At 44.4% G+C, this 15,358-nt stretch carries 14 protein-coding genes, 1 tRNA gene and 1 pseudogene; 8 read left to right on the forward strand and 8 right to left on the reverse strand.

Annotated elements, in window-relative coordinates:
* Positions 1 to 56 precede the first annotated feature (56 nt).
* Positions 57 to 1,022, forward strand: coding sequence for a glycosyltransferase family 2 protein (locus tag PREMU_RS03050; RefSeq protein WP_007573044.1), 966 nt, complete (start codon positions 57 to 59; stop codon positions 1,020 to 1,022).
* A 264-nt stretch (positions 1,023 to 1,286) separates the two neighbouring features.
* The gene (locus PREMU_RS03055) at positions 1,287 to 2,282 is read left to right on the forward strand and encodes an alpha/beta hydrolase (protein WP_007573047.1); all 996 of its coding nucleotides are present in this window, start codon (positions 1,287 to 1,289) and stop codon (positions 2,280 to 2,282) included.
* An 88-nt stretch (positions 2,283 to 2,370) separates the two neighbouring features.
* Here PREMU_RS03055 and PREMU_RS03060 read toward each other — a convergent pair whose 3' ends face one another.
* The 5 genes from PREMU_RS03060 to PREMU_RS14840 all read right to left on the reverse strand — a co-directional run bounded on the left by PREMU_RS03060 (position 2,371) and on the right by PREMU_RS14840 (position 7,079).
* Positions 2,371 to 3,918: a YifB family Mg chelatase-like AAA ATPase gene (locus tag PREMU_RS03060; RefSeq protein WP_007573049.1), complete on the reverse strand. Its 1,548-nt coding sequence runs from the start codon at positions 3,916 to 3,918 to the stop codon at positions 2,371 to 2,373.
* A 14-nt stretch (positions 3,919 to 3,932) separates the two neighbouring features.
* Complete coding sequence (locus PREMU_RS03065; protein ID WP_007573051.1) at positions 3,933 to 4,940, reverse strand: DUF4369 domain-containing protein; 1,008 nt, start codon at positions 4,938 to 4,940, stop codon at positions 3,933 to 3,935.
* A gap of 54 nt (positions 4,941 to 4,994) precedes the next feature.
* On the reverse strand, positions 4,995 to 6,668 hold the full coding sequence (locus tag PREMU_RS03070) for a tetratricopeptide repeat protein (RefSeq protein ID WP_007573052.1): 1,674 nt from the start codon (positions 6,666 to 6,668) through the stop codon (positions 4,995 to 4,997).
* Between the two features lie 25 nt (positions 6,669 to 6,693).
* Positions 6,694 to 6,778, reverse strand: a tRNA-Leu gene (locus PREMU_RS03075).
* A gap of 160 nt (positions 6,779 to 6,938) precedes the next feature.
* The gene (locus PREMU_RS14840; protein WP_156803943.1) at positions 6,939 to 7,079 is read right to left on the reverse strand and encodes a hypothetical protein; all 141 of its coding nucleotides are present in this window, start codon (positions 7,077 to 7,079) and stop codon (positions 6,939 to 6,941) included.
* Between PREMU_RS14840 and PREMU_RS03080 the strand changes: the two genes are divergently transcribed.
* From PREMU_RS03080 to PREMU_RS15505, 4 genes are all read left to right on the forward strand, one after another.
* On the forward strand, positions 7,070 to 7,303 hold the full coding sequence (locus PREMU_RS03080) for a hypothetical protein (RefSeq protein ID WP_007573053.1): 234 nt from the start codon (positions 7,070 to 7,072) through the stop codon (positions 7,301 to 7,303). The genes PREMU_RS14840 and PREMU_RS03080 overlap by 10 nt on opposite strands.
* Positions 7,304 to 7,307: 4 nt before the next feature.
* A complete protein-coding gene (locus PREMU_RS03085) occupies positions 7,308 to 7,688 on the forward strand; it encodes a hypothetical protein (protein ID WP_007573054.1) in 381 nt (126 codons plus the stop codon).
* A 645-nt stretch (positions 7,689 to 8,333) separates the two neighbouring features.
* The gene (locus PREMU_RS03090) at positions 8,334 to 8,801 is read left to right on the forward strand and encodes a hypothetical protein (RefSeq protein WP_007573055.1); all 468 of its coding nucleotides are present in this window, start codon (positions 8,334 to 8,336) and stop codon (positions 8,799 to 8,801) included.
* A gap of 50 nt (positions 8,802 to 8,851) precedes the next feature.
* On the forward strand, positions 8,852 to 9,571 hold the full coding sequence (locus tag PREMU_RS15505) for a C10 family peptidase (protein WP_223918546.1): 720 nt from the start codon (positions 8,852 to 8,854) through the stop codon (positions 9,569 to 9,571).
* A gap of 645 nt (positions 9,572 to 10,216) precedes the next feature.
* Here the strand turns inward: PREMU_RS15505 and PREMU_RS03100 are convergent.
* Positions 10,217 to 10,957, reverse strand: coding sequence for a LytR/AlgR family response regulator transcription factor (locus tag PREMU_RS03100; RefSeq protein WP_007573056.1), 741 nt, complete (start codon positions 10,955 to 10,957; stop codon positions 10,217 to 10,219).
* Between the two features lie 875 nt (positions 10,958 to 11,832).
* Here PREMU_RS03100 and PREMU_RS03110 point away from each other — a divergent pair.
* Positions 11,833 to 13,040, forward strand: a pseudogene (locus tag PREMU_RS03110) (IS256 family transposase).
* A 405-nt stretch (positions 13,041 to 13,445) separates the two neighbouring features.
* A complete protein-coding gene (locus tag PREMU_RS15370) occupies positions 13,446 to 13,643 on the forward strand; it encodes a hypothetical protein (protein ID WP_156803944.1) in 198 nt (65 codons plus the stop codon).
* A 46-nt stretch (positions 13,644 to 13,689) separates the two neighbouring features.
* Here PREMU_RS15370 and PREMU_RS03115 read toward each other — a convergent pair whose 3' ends face one another.
* Entirely contained in the window at positions 13,690 to 14,733 is a 1,044-nt protein-coding gene (locus PREMU_RS03115) for a glycosyltransferase family 9 protein (protein ID WP_007573059.1), read from the reverse strand.
* Positions 14,730 to 15,335, reverse strand: a complete 606-nt coding sequence (locus PREMU_RS03120) for a DUF4254 domain-containing protein (RefSeq protein ID WP_007573060.1) — start codon at positions 15,333 to 15,335, stop codon at positions 14,730 to 14,732. The genes PREMU_RS03115 and PREMU_RS03120 overlap by 4 nt, the downstream gene beginning before the upstream one ends.
* Positions 15,336 to 15,358: the final 23 nt, after the last annotated feature.

Genomic DNA, 15,358 nt, shown 5'->3' on the forward strand with positions numbered 1-15,358 from the left:
TCTTTTTTTGTAATTTTGCAATATGATATTAACATATTAGCTAACTCCCATTGAATATGCAACCTACGATAGAGCATCTCTCTTTTAATAATGACAATGCAGATGGGAGAATGTTGTTTTCCATTCTTATCCCATCGTGGAACAACCTACCTTTCTTACAGCTATGTATCAGAAGCATCCGTGAACATTCGGCCTATCGCCACCAGATTATTGTGCATATCAATGAGGGTAAGGACGGTACATTAGAATGGGTGAAGGCACAGGGACTTGACTATACTTATAGTCGGAATAATGTAGGTGTTTGCCTGGCCATGAACATAATGCGTACCAAGGTGAAGACTGATTATATATTGTTTCTCAACGATGATATGTATTTATTACCTGGGTGGGATGTAGCCTTCTATGATGAAGTGAGAAAACTTAACAGTAACTATTTCTATCTCTCGGCCTCAACCATACAACCGCATCATCATCCCGGTGGGTTGAAAGGTTGGCAGGCTGATTATGGTGACCGACCAGACAATTTTCAGGAGCAACGCCTGCTCAATGAGTTCTCACAATTGAAGTTACAAGACTGGCAGGGTGCCACATGCCCACCTTCGCTGGTTCACCGTGACATCTGGGACCTGGTAGGCGGCTACAGCATAGAGTTTACGCCAGGTATGGGCAGTGACCCAGACTTTACGGCCAAATTGCTCTTTGTGGGCGTGCGTTACTTTAAAGGCTTGGCAGCCAGCAGGGCTTATCATTTTGAGTGCAAAACGACTGCCGTCGTAAAGAAAAACAAATACTTGCCATTGTTCTTTTTTAAATGGCGGATACTCAATTCTACCATACGCAACTATCTCACATACTTGGGAAAGCCATGGATTGAAGAGCAGAACAAACATCCTCACGGTAAGTTATGGTGGGAGCATTTCAGGGGACGCATGAAGGCTATCTTCTATGCGATAAAAGGTGATTATGGTGTATTGAACCGTATAGATGATGAAGATAGGCCCGATTGGCGAATGGAATCTTAACTTGAATAGTTTTTATATGCGACATATATTACGTCGTTTTTTATAATACCTTTAGGGTCCAATTAAAAAGAATCCCGATGCCGGCCAGACGCTCTTTATGTAGGCTCATCTTGCTCTATCTGAGCCTACGAGAGATGTCTGTCGGACCCACCGATGCAGGTTACCGAAGACCTTCTTCCTCTATTTTAATCCAGGAAAATGCAAACGGGGAAGCTTTGTTATCACCAGCTTTATTCTTAATTTTGCAGACATAAATCTGTAGCAATGGGAAGAAAAAACAAAATAGCCTTGTGGATTACTTCGCTGATCCTTAGTCTCATTATATTATTTGTCTTGGGAGGAAGTATCTATCTGATTGATTTTTCGCTTTGTCCTGCTCATAACAAGGGACGCGACTATACTCTGCAGTATGCGATAATGCGCGGAAGATACCCTTGGATGGTGTCGTGGCTGGACTCGTTACAGCATGTAAAGGCTCTTCGTGACACCTTTGTGGTGATGTCGAACGTGGAGAAGGGCTTACTAAGCGATGACAGTACACGCCTGCATGCACTCATCATTGAGGCACCGAGGAAAACGCCGCGTACAGCTGTGTTGGTGCCGGGCTATACCGACAACGCCGTGGACATGTTGCATTTCGCATGTTTCTACAACCAAGAGATGCGCATGAATGTGCTCATCCCTGACCTGCATGCCAATGGTAAGAGCGGCGGGACAGTCATGCAGATGGGCTGGAACGACCGCCATGACGTGCTCAGATGGGCAGCCATTGCCGATCTCCTCTTCAAGGATGACACCACCGGTCATGCACGTATCGTTATTCATGGATGGTCGATGGGTGGCGCCACGACGATGAATGTCTCGGGCGAGGACACGCCAGCATATATCAAATGCTTCATTGAAGATTGTGGCTACACTTCTGTTTGGGATGAGTTCAGTTATGAGCTTGACAGGATGTTCGGGCTTTCTGATTTCCCACTTCTCTATTCAGCGTCAGCCCTTAGCAAGGCAGGCTACGGCTGGTCGTTCGGTGAAGCTTCTCCACTAAGGCAGGTAGCCAAATGCCGCAAGCCGATGCTCTTTATCCATGGCGGCAATGATACGTTTGTGCCCACGCGTATGATTTATCCGCTCTACGCCGCCAAGCCTGCACCTAAAGAGATGGTGGTCTTCCATGGCTCCACTCACGCGCGCAGTTTCAAAGACCACAGAAGTCACTATTCACGCTGGGTGAAGGCTTTCCTGCTGAAGTATCTGTAATTTGAGAGCGTGGTTATCTGTTGCCACTCGCGACATAAACCGCATAGGATAGGTGCGTTGCTGGGAGCCGTTCTTGCAGAACAGCAGATTATATTCCCCTTTCTGCCCAGTCTCCCCTGTCGAGTTGTCGGTAACCGATGGCTTCTGCGATGTGCAATGGCAATACCTTTTCTGATTGGGCGAGATCGGCAATGGTGCGTGCGACTTTTAAGATACGGCTGTAGGCACGTGCCGAGAGACTCAACCGCTCCATGGCTTCACGTAGCAGGCAGAGACTGTCATTGTCGGGCTCGGCATATTGATGAATCATTTTTTCCGTCATCTGCGCATTGCAATGGATGCCCGCAATGCCCTTGTATCGATTGGTCTGTATGGCTCGTGCGGCTATGACACGCTCACGGATCTTGGCTGATGGCTCACCGGACTGCGCTTTGCTGAGCTCCTTAAAAGGAATGGCCGCAATCTCACACTGTATGTCGATGCGGTCCATCAACGGGCCTGAAATCTTGTTAAGGTAGTGCTGAATTTGCCCAGGAGAGCAGACACAGTGGTGGGTGGGGTCGCCATAATAGCCGCAGGGACATGGATTCATCGAGGCCACAAACATGAATGAGGCCGGATAGGTGACTGAATATTTGGCGCGACTGATAGTGATCTGCCGGTCTTCCAAGGGCTGCCGCAATACCTCTAAGGTATGTTTGTTAAATTCTGGCAACTCATCGCAGAATAGAACGCCATTGTGAGCCAGGCTGATTTCACCGGGCATGGGATTGTTGCCACCGCCCACCAGTGCCACTTCGGAAATAGTGTGGTGGGGTGCGCGGAAGGGTCGCTGAGAGATTAGTGCGGATCCGTGTTTTAATGTACCGGCTACGGAATGGATCTGTGTCGTCTCAAGACTTTCGCTAAGGGTCAGCGGTGGAAGAATAGACGGTAACCGCTTGGCCATCATGCTCTTGCCGGATCCAGGCGGCCCAATCATGATGACATTGTGGCCGCCTGCAGCAGCGACCTCCAGGGCACGCTTCACATTCTCTTGCCCGCGTACGTCAGCGAAATCAAGGTCAAAATCGTATTGTTGTTCGTAGAATTCTTTGCGCGTATCAACGACGCACGGCTCAAACTGCTTCTGTCCGGAGAGCAGATTGATGACGTCTGTCAGCGTCTCTATGCCGTAGACAGCGATTTGGTTCACAATTGCGGCCTCCCGCTCATTGTGTTTCGGCACTATCAGCCCTTTGAAATGCTCAGTCCTGGCCTTCATAGCAATGGGCAGCACACCCTTGGCAGGCTGCAACTTGCCATCGAGTCCTAATTCTCCGAGCATCATATATTGGTCGAGTGCATCGGCTGGTATCTGCCCGTCAGCGGCAAGAATGGCGATCGCCAACGGCAGGTCGAAGCCACTTCCCTCTTTCTTTAGGTCGGCAGGAGCCATGTTGACGGTGATGTCGGCCTTGGGAAACTTTAATCCGTTGTATTGCATTGCGGCGGCAATGCGGTCGCGTCCTTCACGCACAGCCACATCACCAAGTCCCGTCAAGTGGTACATCACACCTTTTACCAGGCTTACCTCAATGGTGATGGGGGTGACTTGTAGGCCGTTGACAGCAGCAGAATAGGTTTTTACGAGCATAGGCTTGTTTTATTTTAGTGTCCTAAAAGCCTTGTTAACTCTTGTGAGGACAAGCCGTGACCAATGATTTTGCCGTTCTTGACGACGAGATTCTCAGGGGCTGACAGCAGTCCTAACTGCTTAAGTAGGGGAGTGTCGAACATTTCTCCTGTGCATATTACGGGCAAGGTGATCTGGTTGTTTTTGGTGAAGTTGCGGCAATCATACTTGCTGGGATCAACGTTGATGGTGACAACTTTAATGCTGCTCGTCTGTTTCAACGTTTGCAATTGCCTGAGAAAGTCAGTACTGTCGTAGCTCCATGTCGCCCAAACGCAAATGACAGCCGTGCCTGCCGAGAGTTCAGAAGATGATATTGGCTGGCCGTTGATGTCATAGACGAAGAACGATGGCAGACGCTTCCCTACACTTATATCATTTAGTTTCGAAATACTTTGCGCCAGTCGTTTCAGGCTATTGTTGCCGGATTGTTCTGCCATTAGGATCTTGACTAACCGGTCTACAGTCTGATAGTCGGGATTGGAAGTGGCAATGAAGTATTTCTCCAACAGCCACACACCCACTGGCGATGCAGGATGATCTTTGATAAACAGTTCCACATCATGCTTGATCTCTGGTGGTGAAGCGTTTGATATCTGGCTGCGGAAGTCCGTCATCAGCTCATTGTCCTTCGTGCCTTTGATTTTCAACATCTTCAAGTGTGAGGCATCACCGTCTATCTCTGCTGTTTTTCCAGGTTCCGCGAAGACCGGTGTTGTCGAAAAATTAGGGAATACAAGCGTCAACGTGACAGGTGACAGGCAAGGCATCTCATAAGAGAAACGGCCACCTTGGACTTTGATGGTATCGATGCCGTTGATGCCTGGGTCGTTGCTATAAATGTAAAACTCACCCTGGTTCATCTGCAGCAGCCGCCCTTCAATCTTGAAGTGCTTGCTGTCCTCACCGCAGGAGACGAGAAAGAGAATGGCAAGAAAGAGATAAAAGTTGCGTGGCATAATGTGGAAAAAGAAAAAAGCCATAGAGCCCCTCTTCATTATGGCTCTATGGCTCCTATATTATTAATGTCGGTTAAATTACTTCAGGTTGGCAAGCTCAAGGTCTTTGGAAGCATATGTTGCCAGTGCACTGTCAATCTGCTTTGCTTTCTGGAGAGCCTCTTTGGCAGCCGTTGTATTGCCCATACGATTGTAAACAATAGCCTTCAGATACTCTGTCATGCCGTCAGCATTCTTCACGTTGTTAAGTGTGGAGAGAGCCGTAGCATAATCCTTTGTGAGAATCTGTGCGAGAGCTGCGCTGTTGGATGTGGAGTTACCAAAGTTCTTGACAGCCTGAGCGTAGTCACCCTTGGCGATATTCAGGTTACCGAGCACTTCGTTCAGTCCGTTGGCATCGTTGGCCTTGGCGATATAGCTCTCAGCTTCCTTGGTGTTGCCGTTCTTCAGGGCGATGAGTGCGAGATTGGCATAAGCTTCTGGGGCGTTGCCTTTCTGTTGGGCCTGGGCGATGTACTGCTTGGCTGCGTTCATGTCACCATGGTTGAAGGCGAGAGCGGCAAGGTTGTTGAGCGAGCGGTAGTCGTTGCCGTACAACTCTGATGCTTTCTGGTAAATTTCGGCCTTCTTAGCAGGATCGTTGGTCAGGCTGGCTGCATAGAGCAGCTCATCCTCGCTGAGCTTCGACGGATCCTCAGTGTACTGCTGGTTGATTTCGTCGTCGCTGCGGCCCACGGTCTGATAATTGATAATGAGGCGGCTTCGGCGAAGCTCAGGCAGGATGCCTGTGGCGAGCTCACGGAAGCCCTCGCTCATGTTCTTGATCTGGCGCTCACGCTCCGCGGGATCTTTGTACATCTCTAAGACACGGAGAATAACGTCCTTGTCCTGCAGGTTGCTGGCAGCGACAAGCTCCTTGAAACCTTCCCAGTCCTGAGCGGTATAGTGCGCGTCAACGTTCGTGTCGCCGAGTTTGGCAGCCTTGAGCTCCTTGTTGACATAGCCTGTAGAGACCTTCTCACGGTTCTTCGACAGCTTGTCGTTGAAAGCAAAACCACCGTCAGGAGAAGCGTAAGCGGCAACCTCTACGTTCTTCATGTTCAACCCCTTGCGGTCGGCGTTGATCTCCTTGAGCATCTTCACGAACTCCTTGACGGAATTGTTTTTCAGCTCACTCTTACGCAGATTGGCCTGATTGATAAGGAACTTGATGTTTGCTTGTACCTTCTGGTCTTTGATACGCTGGAAGCTGTCGGGTGCGATGCAAGCGCCCGCATTGTCCATGGTCTTCTTATAAAGCTCGGACGTGGCGACGACACCGTTTGCGACCTTTACGGCCGGCACATTGTAAACCTTGTTCCCCTTGCGGGCGTCGAAAGTGAGATACATCTCGCTCTGCTGCATATCGGGATTGTAAGGGAATGAGGTTTTCATGGTGTATTTACCGCCCATCTTATAAGAGATGGTCTGGTTGTTGCCCTGAACCTTCTCTCCCTGGAAGGTAGCGCCCTGTCCTTTCGTCACCTCGCCGTTGCCATAACGCAGCTCTGGCGTGACAGTAACAATGGCTTTCTTCTTCATATATTTCACGGGGAAAGTGCCATCGATGGTTGCGGGAACTTGACCGCCTACAGTTTCCAATGGATTAGGGTCTACCGAGAAATTGTCGGCAGAGAGAGGACCCATCTTAGAGCATGAAGCTAAAAGAAGCATTGCACATGCTGATACAGAATAAAACAGATGGTTACGCATAATAAATTTACTATTAAAGTTTTCGTGCCGCAAGCGGGACTCGAACCCGCACAGCCATTACTGGCCAAGGGATTTTAAGTCCCTCGTGTCTACCATTCCACCATCACGGCGGCCATTTGCCCATGACTTTCTGCAAAGTTAGCTCATTTATCTTAAACCCTGCTTATTTAAATAGAATTTGTACGCTTATTTTGCACTATTTAATATATTGTCCTCTGTTACGTAACAATTCAGTCTTTTTAGGCATAACAAATTCCAAATGACTATTTCTTAGTCGTTCTCAGCAAAGGGTTCATCGAAGAAGTTCTCCTTAGGAGCCATGCTGGAGACGAGTTTGTAGAGTGCCTTGAACTTTGAGATAGCATTTCTCTTTGCTGTTTCCGCTATGGAATGAGACGTACATGAAGGCATTCGCCAAAGGGAATGAAAACAGTCAAGAGGCTGTAAGCGTGATGTCTGAACCGGCTACCATCGCCAAGACTGATCTGGAGAACTTCATGACCCACACAGATGCGGTCGCAAAGGAAGCTGAGAGCATCTCACAGGGCTCCTGTGCCATCAGTGACTATCTCGACAGCTTCAGCAGTCTGATGGTCCATCCCGACGGAAGTCTTGCGGATCTGAGCGGCCCGTAAGGACTTGAACGATAACATCAAGAAGAACACGGAGGCTGTAGAAGCCATGAAAGCAACGATAGCGGAGGCACCCAAAAAGATGCTCGAAGCCATCCCAAGATCTGTCAACGCGGAATTCTGCGAAGACGACCGAAAGCGTTTCGACCTCTTCTTCAAGCGCATGGGCTGTTTCGTCGATTGGGTGATTCCCTGCAGCGTGGTTGTCGGCATCGTCATCGGTGGTCTTGTTGTCCTCGTAGCAACGAGCTACTCTAAGGCGTGCGACTACAAGGAGAAGATGGAAGCCCAAGCTAAAGAGCAGCAGGAAGCCATCGACTTTGACAAATACATGAAGGAGAACAATCCCAAGACTCTGGAGAGATGGCGTGAGAAACATTTGAAATAGCTGGCTTAATCTTTTTACGAGTCCTAAGAACATTGTCTTAGGTGCTCGTATGCGTTTCATAATGCTCCGTCAATGGGAAAATGATGATGATTCATGTTTTTTTAAAATAGGAGATTGGCAAATAAGCGAAAAGTGTGTATATTTGCAGTATTAAATAATAATTTTCAATTTACAGATAGATGCAGAAACATTTTATTTTCAGATGGATGAACCTCAAAGCACAATAGAATTTTTCGCTAAAACATGGAGAGAGTTGCGAAAATGAATGCATCAATGCCTTAGAAGTCGATATGCCAACAACCAAAGCCTTTCTGACACATTACCCAATTATGCGCTGACACTTACAATCATATAGAAAACTTGAAGTTTACTTTTGTCCACTTTATACGTATATATGTCTAACTCGGTCATTTTAATTTGTAGAAGTGTAATAACAGAAGTATTTTTGCATTTACAAAATATCTGTTGTCGAATATAATATGCACAAAACAACAATAATGAAAAAACTTTTTCTTTTGCGTATAATTACAATGAGAAAAACAACAACTATAATCTATTCACATCACAAGATGTGAGACCTTGGACTATTCATGCTCTTTGTATTATACCTGATGGCAAGGAACATACAACCAAATATATTTCAAAATGACTGGGATAAAATACATTACATTCGTCGTTGTACTCTTTTTAATGAGCGCATGCGATAAGAATGAGATAACTGATAAATTAATTGGCATAAATCCAAGTATAATTAATTTAAGTAATGAACAACCGGAAAGCTATTTTCAGTTAGCAAAAGGAGATTATAATATTGAAGGATTCTTTCTTTTCTACAATGAAAATGAAACGCCAATATCCGTAAGCATAGATAAAGAAATAAGGAAGAAGGAACAGTTCACTATTACCATGCCTAATGGGAACGAAGCTAAGTTCTTATGTAAAAATGGCATCATTCTAAAAATAGAATTAGGCTTTATGACACTGAGTAAAGTTGGATATGGCAAATATAAAATACTATACAATGAAAATACCAAACAGAAAAGACCTTTTTCAATGACTATTGGCTTCTTTGTCCCAGACGGCATATCAACAGTTCATATATTATTCAAATAAAAAAATAATCATGAGAAATGTAACTCTGTTATTCCTCTCTATCATCATGCTTGTATCTTGTATCATGTAGTGGAGAAGATGATATTAAGAAAGAAACGTTGTCGAATGTTGGTACCAACAACTTTAATGTAACGAGGAATGATGTCGAAAAAGTTGTTAGTGGATATCTAAATAAATCAGATACTAGATCATTTAACAAATCGGGCAGTATTGTTGGGGTTGACTCTATCTGTATTCATACTCGTTCAACAAGGGGAGTAAATGAAATTAACAATCCAAACAACCTTCTTTTCTTCGTAAGGCTTTCTGACGGCTCAACCGTAGTTGTGGCAGGAGATAAGAGGGCCGAACCAATTTATGCACATATCGATAGTGTTGACCTCAAATTTAGAGATGGACAATTAATTGGCCAAAAACAATTACCAGGCGATTTTCTTTTCATGCTTGGAGTTATGGCATCCTCTGTCTATAACAAGATTACAACGGAGTCGTCTTGCAATCCGCATTGGGCATGTTCTCAAACGAGAAGCTCTAAAAGTAGCGATGAGTTTGTTGCATCGAAATGCAAGGTAGAATGGGGGCAGGGTGATCCTTTTAATTTACAGTCTCCTTCATCAACCGGGGATCATGCAATTAACGGTCGTGCTGCAGCTGGGTGTGTACCAATTGCTTTGGCACAAGCCTTGACGGTACTTAAGAGTGATTTCGGAGTCTTTAAGGGATATACTTTAAAAACTTCTTGGAGACAACTCAAATCAAGAGCACGCTAGGACTGGTTTTATAATCAAGATGAAAGAGCAGACATCTCTAATGTTATAAAGAAAATAGCCGAAAATATTGGCACAAGCTATCATAAGAATAGTTTCGCTGGTACAGACACAAAAGACGCTGTAAAATTTTTAGGCAGCTATTTAGGTGGGCAATTCAGCTTTGATACTAAGTGGGACAATACTAAAAGTAACATGAAGAATAATGCCTATGGACTTTCTATATTTTCAGGCCATCCGAAGAGTAAAGGGTGGCTTTGGAAGCGCTTTGGTATTGATATGCCATCAACAACAGGGCATTGTATGCTTCTAGATGGCTATAAAACATCTAACGGTACCACATTGTGTATTACATAAACTTTGGTTGGGACGGATGCTACAATGGCTATTACCTATATGACGATAAAACGTGGTCCGATGATACTTATAAAGAATATGAGATGTTGATGAAAGTCTATAATTTCCACATAGATACGGATTACGATGATTTTTAGTATAAAATAAAGCCATTTGACTATTAGGTTAAAACGGCAACTGTGACTTTTTGGGGATTGCAGTTGCTGTCAATTTCTCTCCGTTTACAAGAAGACTGTTTGTTGTTAAAATTACAAACACACATGTCTACCCACTAAACTTGTGAGAAAATTATTAGCAGGTTAGCCATTTTTTTAAAATACATAGTTTCTCTTTACCTACTATCACATGTGTATTTGGGTAGTATACCAAGTTTACCGATATTTTTCTATCACAACCAACAGAATAGCTTGAAACAGCCTGCTTGCTTATAACATATTGTCTACTAATTCTCAGAAAAACTTTGGGATTTAACTGATCCATTAATTCGTCCAAGGAATTGTCTATATGATAGCTATGACCGTCTATGGTATAAATTTTTGTGACCTTATTTTCTGTAGAGATATGACTGATGTCATCAACTAATACAACAATCATATTTTCCTTATATGGACATAAAAAACGCTGACGGTATTCTTGTACACCGATCTGAGATATCACCGACAGTTTGGATGTCGCTGTTTTCCGTCTTACAAACCTCTCTAAGGCATCAAAAAGGTCTTCGCGCTTGATTGGTTTAAGAAGGTAGTCAATACTATTAAACTTGAACGCATTCAATGTGTAATCAACATAAGCCGTGGTGAAAATGATGGGTATTTCACAGTTTACAGCCCTAAGCGCATCAAATACCAACCCGTCAGGAAGTCGAATATCTGATAGAATAATATCTATATCTAAACAGTCCTTTTCAAAATACTTTTTGACACCCTTGACGGACTTTATTGGACCTTCTATAACTACGTTTTTAGTTCCATTTAGCAAATTTGCCAAATGTATAAAATTTACGAACTCATCTTCAATAATCAGGATTTTCATAATCAATAACTTTAAACTAATGGTATCTCGACGATGTTTTCTAATTCCTTGTGATAGAATTTCACACCACTAATACCAAGAACATTATATCTATGTTTTGTCGTCCTATGCCTAATGATAACCTTCCATTATCTATTGGCCTATAGTCGTTTGTTACCACAAGATTATTGTTGTTGTTAGTTATCGTTATATGTAGTGGAGTATTATTCAATTGTGTTTGATTGCATTTTCGGAAAGAAACTGCAATACATTTCGCATATCCGATATACTGAACTAATAGTGATATTGTGAAGAGTAAACAAGATAATAGTGAAAGAATCATTACATCTACATAGTAATTTTGCCAATCCCCTTGTTGTATTGAGAAGGAATGATAGAGTTGCATTTGAAGTAGCGTCATGGGAAGTGCAAGTAATGTACAGAAGAGAGCAAGTATAGTTATAAACATTGGAAATGTTTTATTCTCCCATTTTAGCAATAATCCATTACGAGCCTCATATCTTATGGCTGTTTTACACAAACATGTCTGTAGTGTACATGTAACAACATCTATAATCAATTCTGGAAATGTAGGCAAATTGGATATTAGACGAGAGTCGTAGTTATAAACTGGCGACCACATAATCTCGTACAAAATAACTAAGAATAGAGAGATTACTCCCACTTTCTTAGATGTCAAATTATAGACGTTTGCAAATTCCTTATTCATTTCTTTATGCGAAGTTAACAAAAAGTTCTGATACTATACTGGAAATAGAAAGATATTTAAGTAGTGTTTGCTGAATAATTATAACTTACTAAAGTTTTTCCACCGAGAGTGTAAAGTAAACTGTGTCAAGCTACAATAAGAAATAGTTTTATACAGTTTATTTTTTATGGACAACAACGAAATTGATTACAAGAGAGCTGCGGACCAGCTTCGTAAGGGAGAACCATTATTTGGTAAGGATGGTGCTTTGGCACCAATGTTGGAGCGCATATTGAATGCCGCTCTTGAGGGTGAGATGGACGCTCACCTGCGTGAAGAATCCCGTGAGAGCGGCAACCGCCGCAACGGTAAGATGCCCAAGACCGTTCAGACTCAGTATGGCGAGGTGACCGTTGAAACTCCCCGTGACCGTAACGGCAGCTTTGATCCTCAGACCGTGCGTAAGCGTGAGACGATACTTGCCGAGGGCATGGCAGACCAGATTATCGGCATGTATGCCTTTGGCACGAGTACACGGGAAATCAGCCGTTACTTTGAGCGGGAGTTCAATACCAGGCTGTCGGCCGAGACCATCAGCGCGATAACTGACCGTGTCCTTCCTGAGATTAAGGAGTGGAAGTCGCGCTCATTGGAGTCGGTCTATGCTATTTGCTGGCTTGATGCCATCCACTACAAGGTGAAAGACGACAGTGGGCGTGCCGTTACCCGTGCCATCTACAATGTACTGGGTATCAACAAGGACGGGCATAAGGAACTGCTCGGTATGTACGTAGCCAAGAGCGAGGGGGCAAACTTCTGGCTGGAGGTGCTTACGGACTTGCAGAACCGCGGTGTGGAAGACATTATGATATGCTGCGTGGATGGCCTGAAAAGGCTTCCCGGATGCTATTCGGAGCGTCTTTCCCAATACGGCCGTGCAGCTCTGCATCGTCCATCAGATACGCAACTCCATCAAATATGTGGGCAAGCAGGCATCAGAAGGAGTTTCTGAGGGACCTGGAGCTGGTCTATGGCGCTGTCAGCAAGGAGGCAGCCGAGACCGAGCTCGACAAGCTTGATGCCAAATGGGGCGGACAGTATCCCATCGTCATCAAATCGTAGCGTGACAACTGGAAGCGAATGACGGAGTTCTTCCAATACACCAAGGAAATCCGCCGGCTCATCTATACCACGAACACCGTTGAAGGATACCACCGCCAGATACGAAAGGTTACCAAGAACAAGGGAGTATTCCCCTGTGATACAGCCCTGGAGAAACTCGTCTATCTGGCTTACCGGAACATCAGCCGGAAGTGGACTATGCCACTTGCAAACTGGGCGCTCATCTCACAACAATTAGCAATTAAATTTGGAGAACGTTCTGAAATTATGTAACTTTACCTCGGAAGAAGACTCCTCATCTGGAAAACACGATTATAAATCGTGTCTCCCATCTGAGGTTAAAGATATAAAGAATACAACCTTGACACAGTTCGATTTACACTACCCAGATTCTGCTTCAGACGAGTCCCAATGGTTATCACCGATAAGCATAGACAGACCTTTCATGATTGCAAGGTTAGTGTTTTTTCCACCATCTTATATTATTATATCTTTTATTTTTAAGTTTAAAATAAAGATGGTAGGATGATAATAGTCTGTGGATATGTTGATAGTAAATGTGATAAATATTTGGTAGTTTGGATATTAACTTTATAAGCTGTTATCTCTACATATGCTTGTTATATTAATCCACCTTATATCAGTAAGTTTTCACGTTATCAACAAAATATGTGTATTGTGGATAAGAAAGAGTTTGATAACTTTTGTAGTCGAAATACTGTTGAAAACACTTTGTTAAAGCTTTTACAACCTTATGGATATCCTTTTGCTGAAAGTAAAAGCAATAATGCTGTTGAAACCGCAACAGTTTTCCACAGCATTATCTACAGGGTTATCCACACAATGAATGATAAGGTTAGAATGATTTCCCTATAAGCACACGGAAAAAAATATATTCCAGCGCTTATCACCTCGCCTATTACTATAAGTTTTTCTCTATCCGCTCTACAATCATCGCAGGTGTGATATTGTAGAGGCAGGCGTAGTCGCCTCTTCGGCATGGCTTGTTACCGAAGATGGAGCAAGGCCGGCAAGGTAAAGACACCTGCACGACATTTTCTTCTTTTTGTTTCCATCCCATGAAACCAGCATAGGGATGCGTGGCACCCCAGATGCTTACCACGGGTGTGTTGACGAGCGAGGCAAGGTGCATGTTGGCAGAATCCATGCTTACCATGACATCAAGATGACTCATAAGGATGAGCTCTTCATAGAGATTGTTGAGATAGTTACCGACAATTGTACAGTTCTTACTGTTTGAAACTAGCTCAGCCAATCGGTACCTCTCATTTTTTCCCCCGAAGAGGAAGATGCGAGCCGATGGATGCTTCTTGATAATGAGATCTATCACATCTTTCATTTTGTAAAGAGGGTAGGCCTTCCCTTCATGCGCTGCAAACGGTGCAATGCCTATCCACTGCTGGAAATCCTTCTTCTCACCTATGTCGGAAGGAAGCTCTCTCAATGGGCCTTGCCCATTGGGAAAGATAGACTTAAAATCGAGATGATGGATAGGATAGCCTAAGGCGGCAAATACCTCTTTATAATTGTCGAAAGAAGTTGGAATGGGTGCTAACACCTTGTTTCTCTTTGCCGTAAGCTTTAGCCTCAGGTCATGATGCTTGTTGATATGCGCCACATGGTTCTGGTCGAAGTTGAACCGCATGCGGAGATAACTCGATCGCAGCACATTGTGAAGGTCAGCCACTGCCGTGAAATGCTTGGCCGCAAGACGACGGTATAATTTATTCAGCCCCTTGATGCCTTTATATTCTTCTTTGATGTCTGACTCCATGAAGCTGACATTAGGAGCTAAATCCTCAAAGAGCGGGCGTGCAAAAGACTGCGAGAGCATGGTGATACGCAGTGTAGGATACTCTTTTGCAAGTCCGTACACGATCGGCACCGTCATGGCTACGTCGCCCAAGGCTGAGAAGCGAATGATGAGGATGTGATCAGTTTTCACTTCTTTTTGTAGAGTATAGGGTTGGTACTCGGGTCGTTGTACATCTTCATCTGCCGATATACCTTCATATATTTCTTTCCTTCGCCGATATCGTCGAGCAGTTGGTCAATGGCAGTAGAGAGGTCTTTCTGCTGCTCCAAGAGTACGCTGAGCTTGCCCTTACACAGTTTTCGGTGGTCGGGTGTAGCGTCTTCGCGGTTGGCCTGCTCCTGCATATGGTAAATTTTGAGTGCAAGGATAGAGAGTCGGTCCACAGCCCAAGCAGGGCTCTCCGTGTTAAGTCGTGCGTCAGGTAAAGGTGTCACATCAGAGAAATACTGGCGAAACCACGAGTCGATCTGTTCCACAAGATCGGTGCGATCCTGATTGGAGCGGTCTATGCGGTGCTTGAGCTGCATGCCTTCCTGTGGATTAATATGCGGGTCACGGATGATATCCTCCATGTGCCACTGCACGCTGTCAATCCAGCATTTCAAGTACAGGCGGTTTTCTATCGTGTCATGTCCATAAGGGTTGCTGATGGGCGTGTCGATATCGTCCTTCACGTGGTAATCCTCAATTGCTTTATTGAAGATTTCATTGCATTTCTGTGTAAATGACATATTATATGTGCTGTGAATTAAAA

The organism is Hallella multisaccharivorax DSM 17128 (assembly GCF_000218235.1).
Lineage (GTDB): Bacteria > Bacteroidota > Bacteroidia > Bacteroidales > Bacteroidaceae > Prevotella > Prevotella multisaccharivorax.

Coding starts and splice junctions, on each gene's coding strand:
- PREMU_RS03050 (WP_007573044.1), top strand. CDS start 57: ATGCAACCTACGATAGAGCATCTCTCTTTTAATAATGACAATGCAGAT.
- PREMU_RS03055 (WP_007573047.1), top strand. CDS start 1,287: ATGGGAAGAAAAAACAAAATAGCCTTGTGGATTACTTCGCTGATCCTT.
- PREMU_RS03060 (WP_007573049.1), bottom strand. CDS start 3,918: ATGCTCGTAAAAACCTATTCTGCTGCTGTCAACGGCCTACAAGTCACC.
- PREMU_RS03065 (WP_007573051.1), bottom strand. CDS start 4,940: ATGGCTTTTTTCTTTTTCCACATTATGCCACGCAACTTTTATCTCTTT.
- PREMU_RS03070 (WP_007573052.1), bottom strand. CDS start 6,668: ATGCGTAACCATCTGTTTTATTCTGTATCAGCATGTGCAATGCTTCTT.
- PREMU_RS03080 (WP_007573053.1), top strand. CDS start 7,070: ATGAAGGCATTCGCCAAAGGGAATGAAAACAGTCAAGAGGCTGTAAGC.
- PREMU_RS14840 (WP_156803943.1), bottom strand. CDS start 7,079: ATGCCTTCATGTACGTCTCATTCCATAGCGGAAACAGCAAAGAGAAAT.
- PREMU_RS03090 (WP_007573055.1), top strand. CDS start 8,334: ATGACTGGGATAAAATACATTACATTCGTCGTTGTACTCTTTTTAATG.
- PREMU_RS03100 (WP_007573056.1), bottom strand. CDS start 10,957: ATGAAAATCCTGATTATTGAAGATGAGTTCGTAAATTTTATACATTTG.
- PREMU_RS03120 (WP_007573060.1), bottom strand. CDS start 15,335: ATGTCATTTACACAGAAATGCAATGAAATCTTCAATAAAGCAATTGAG.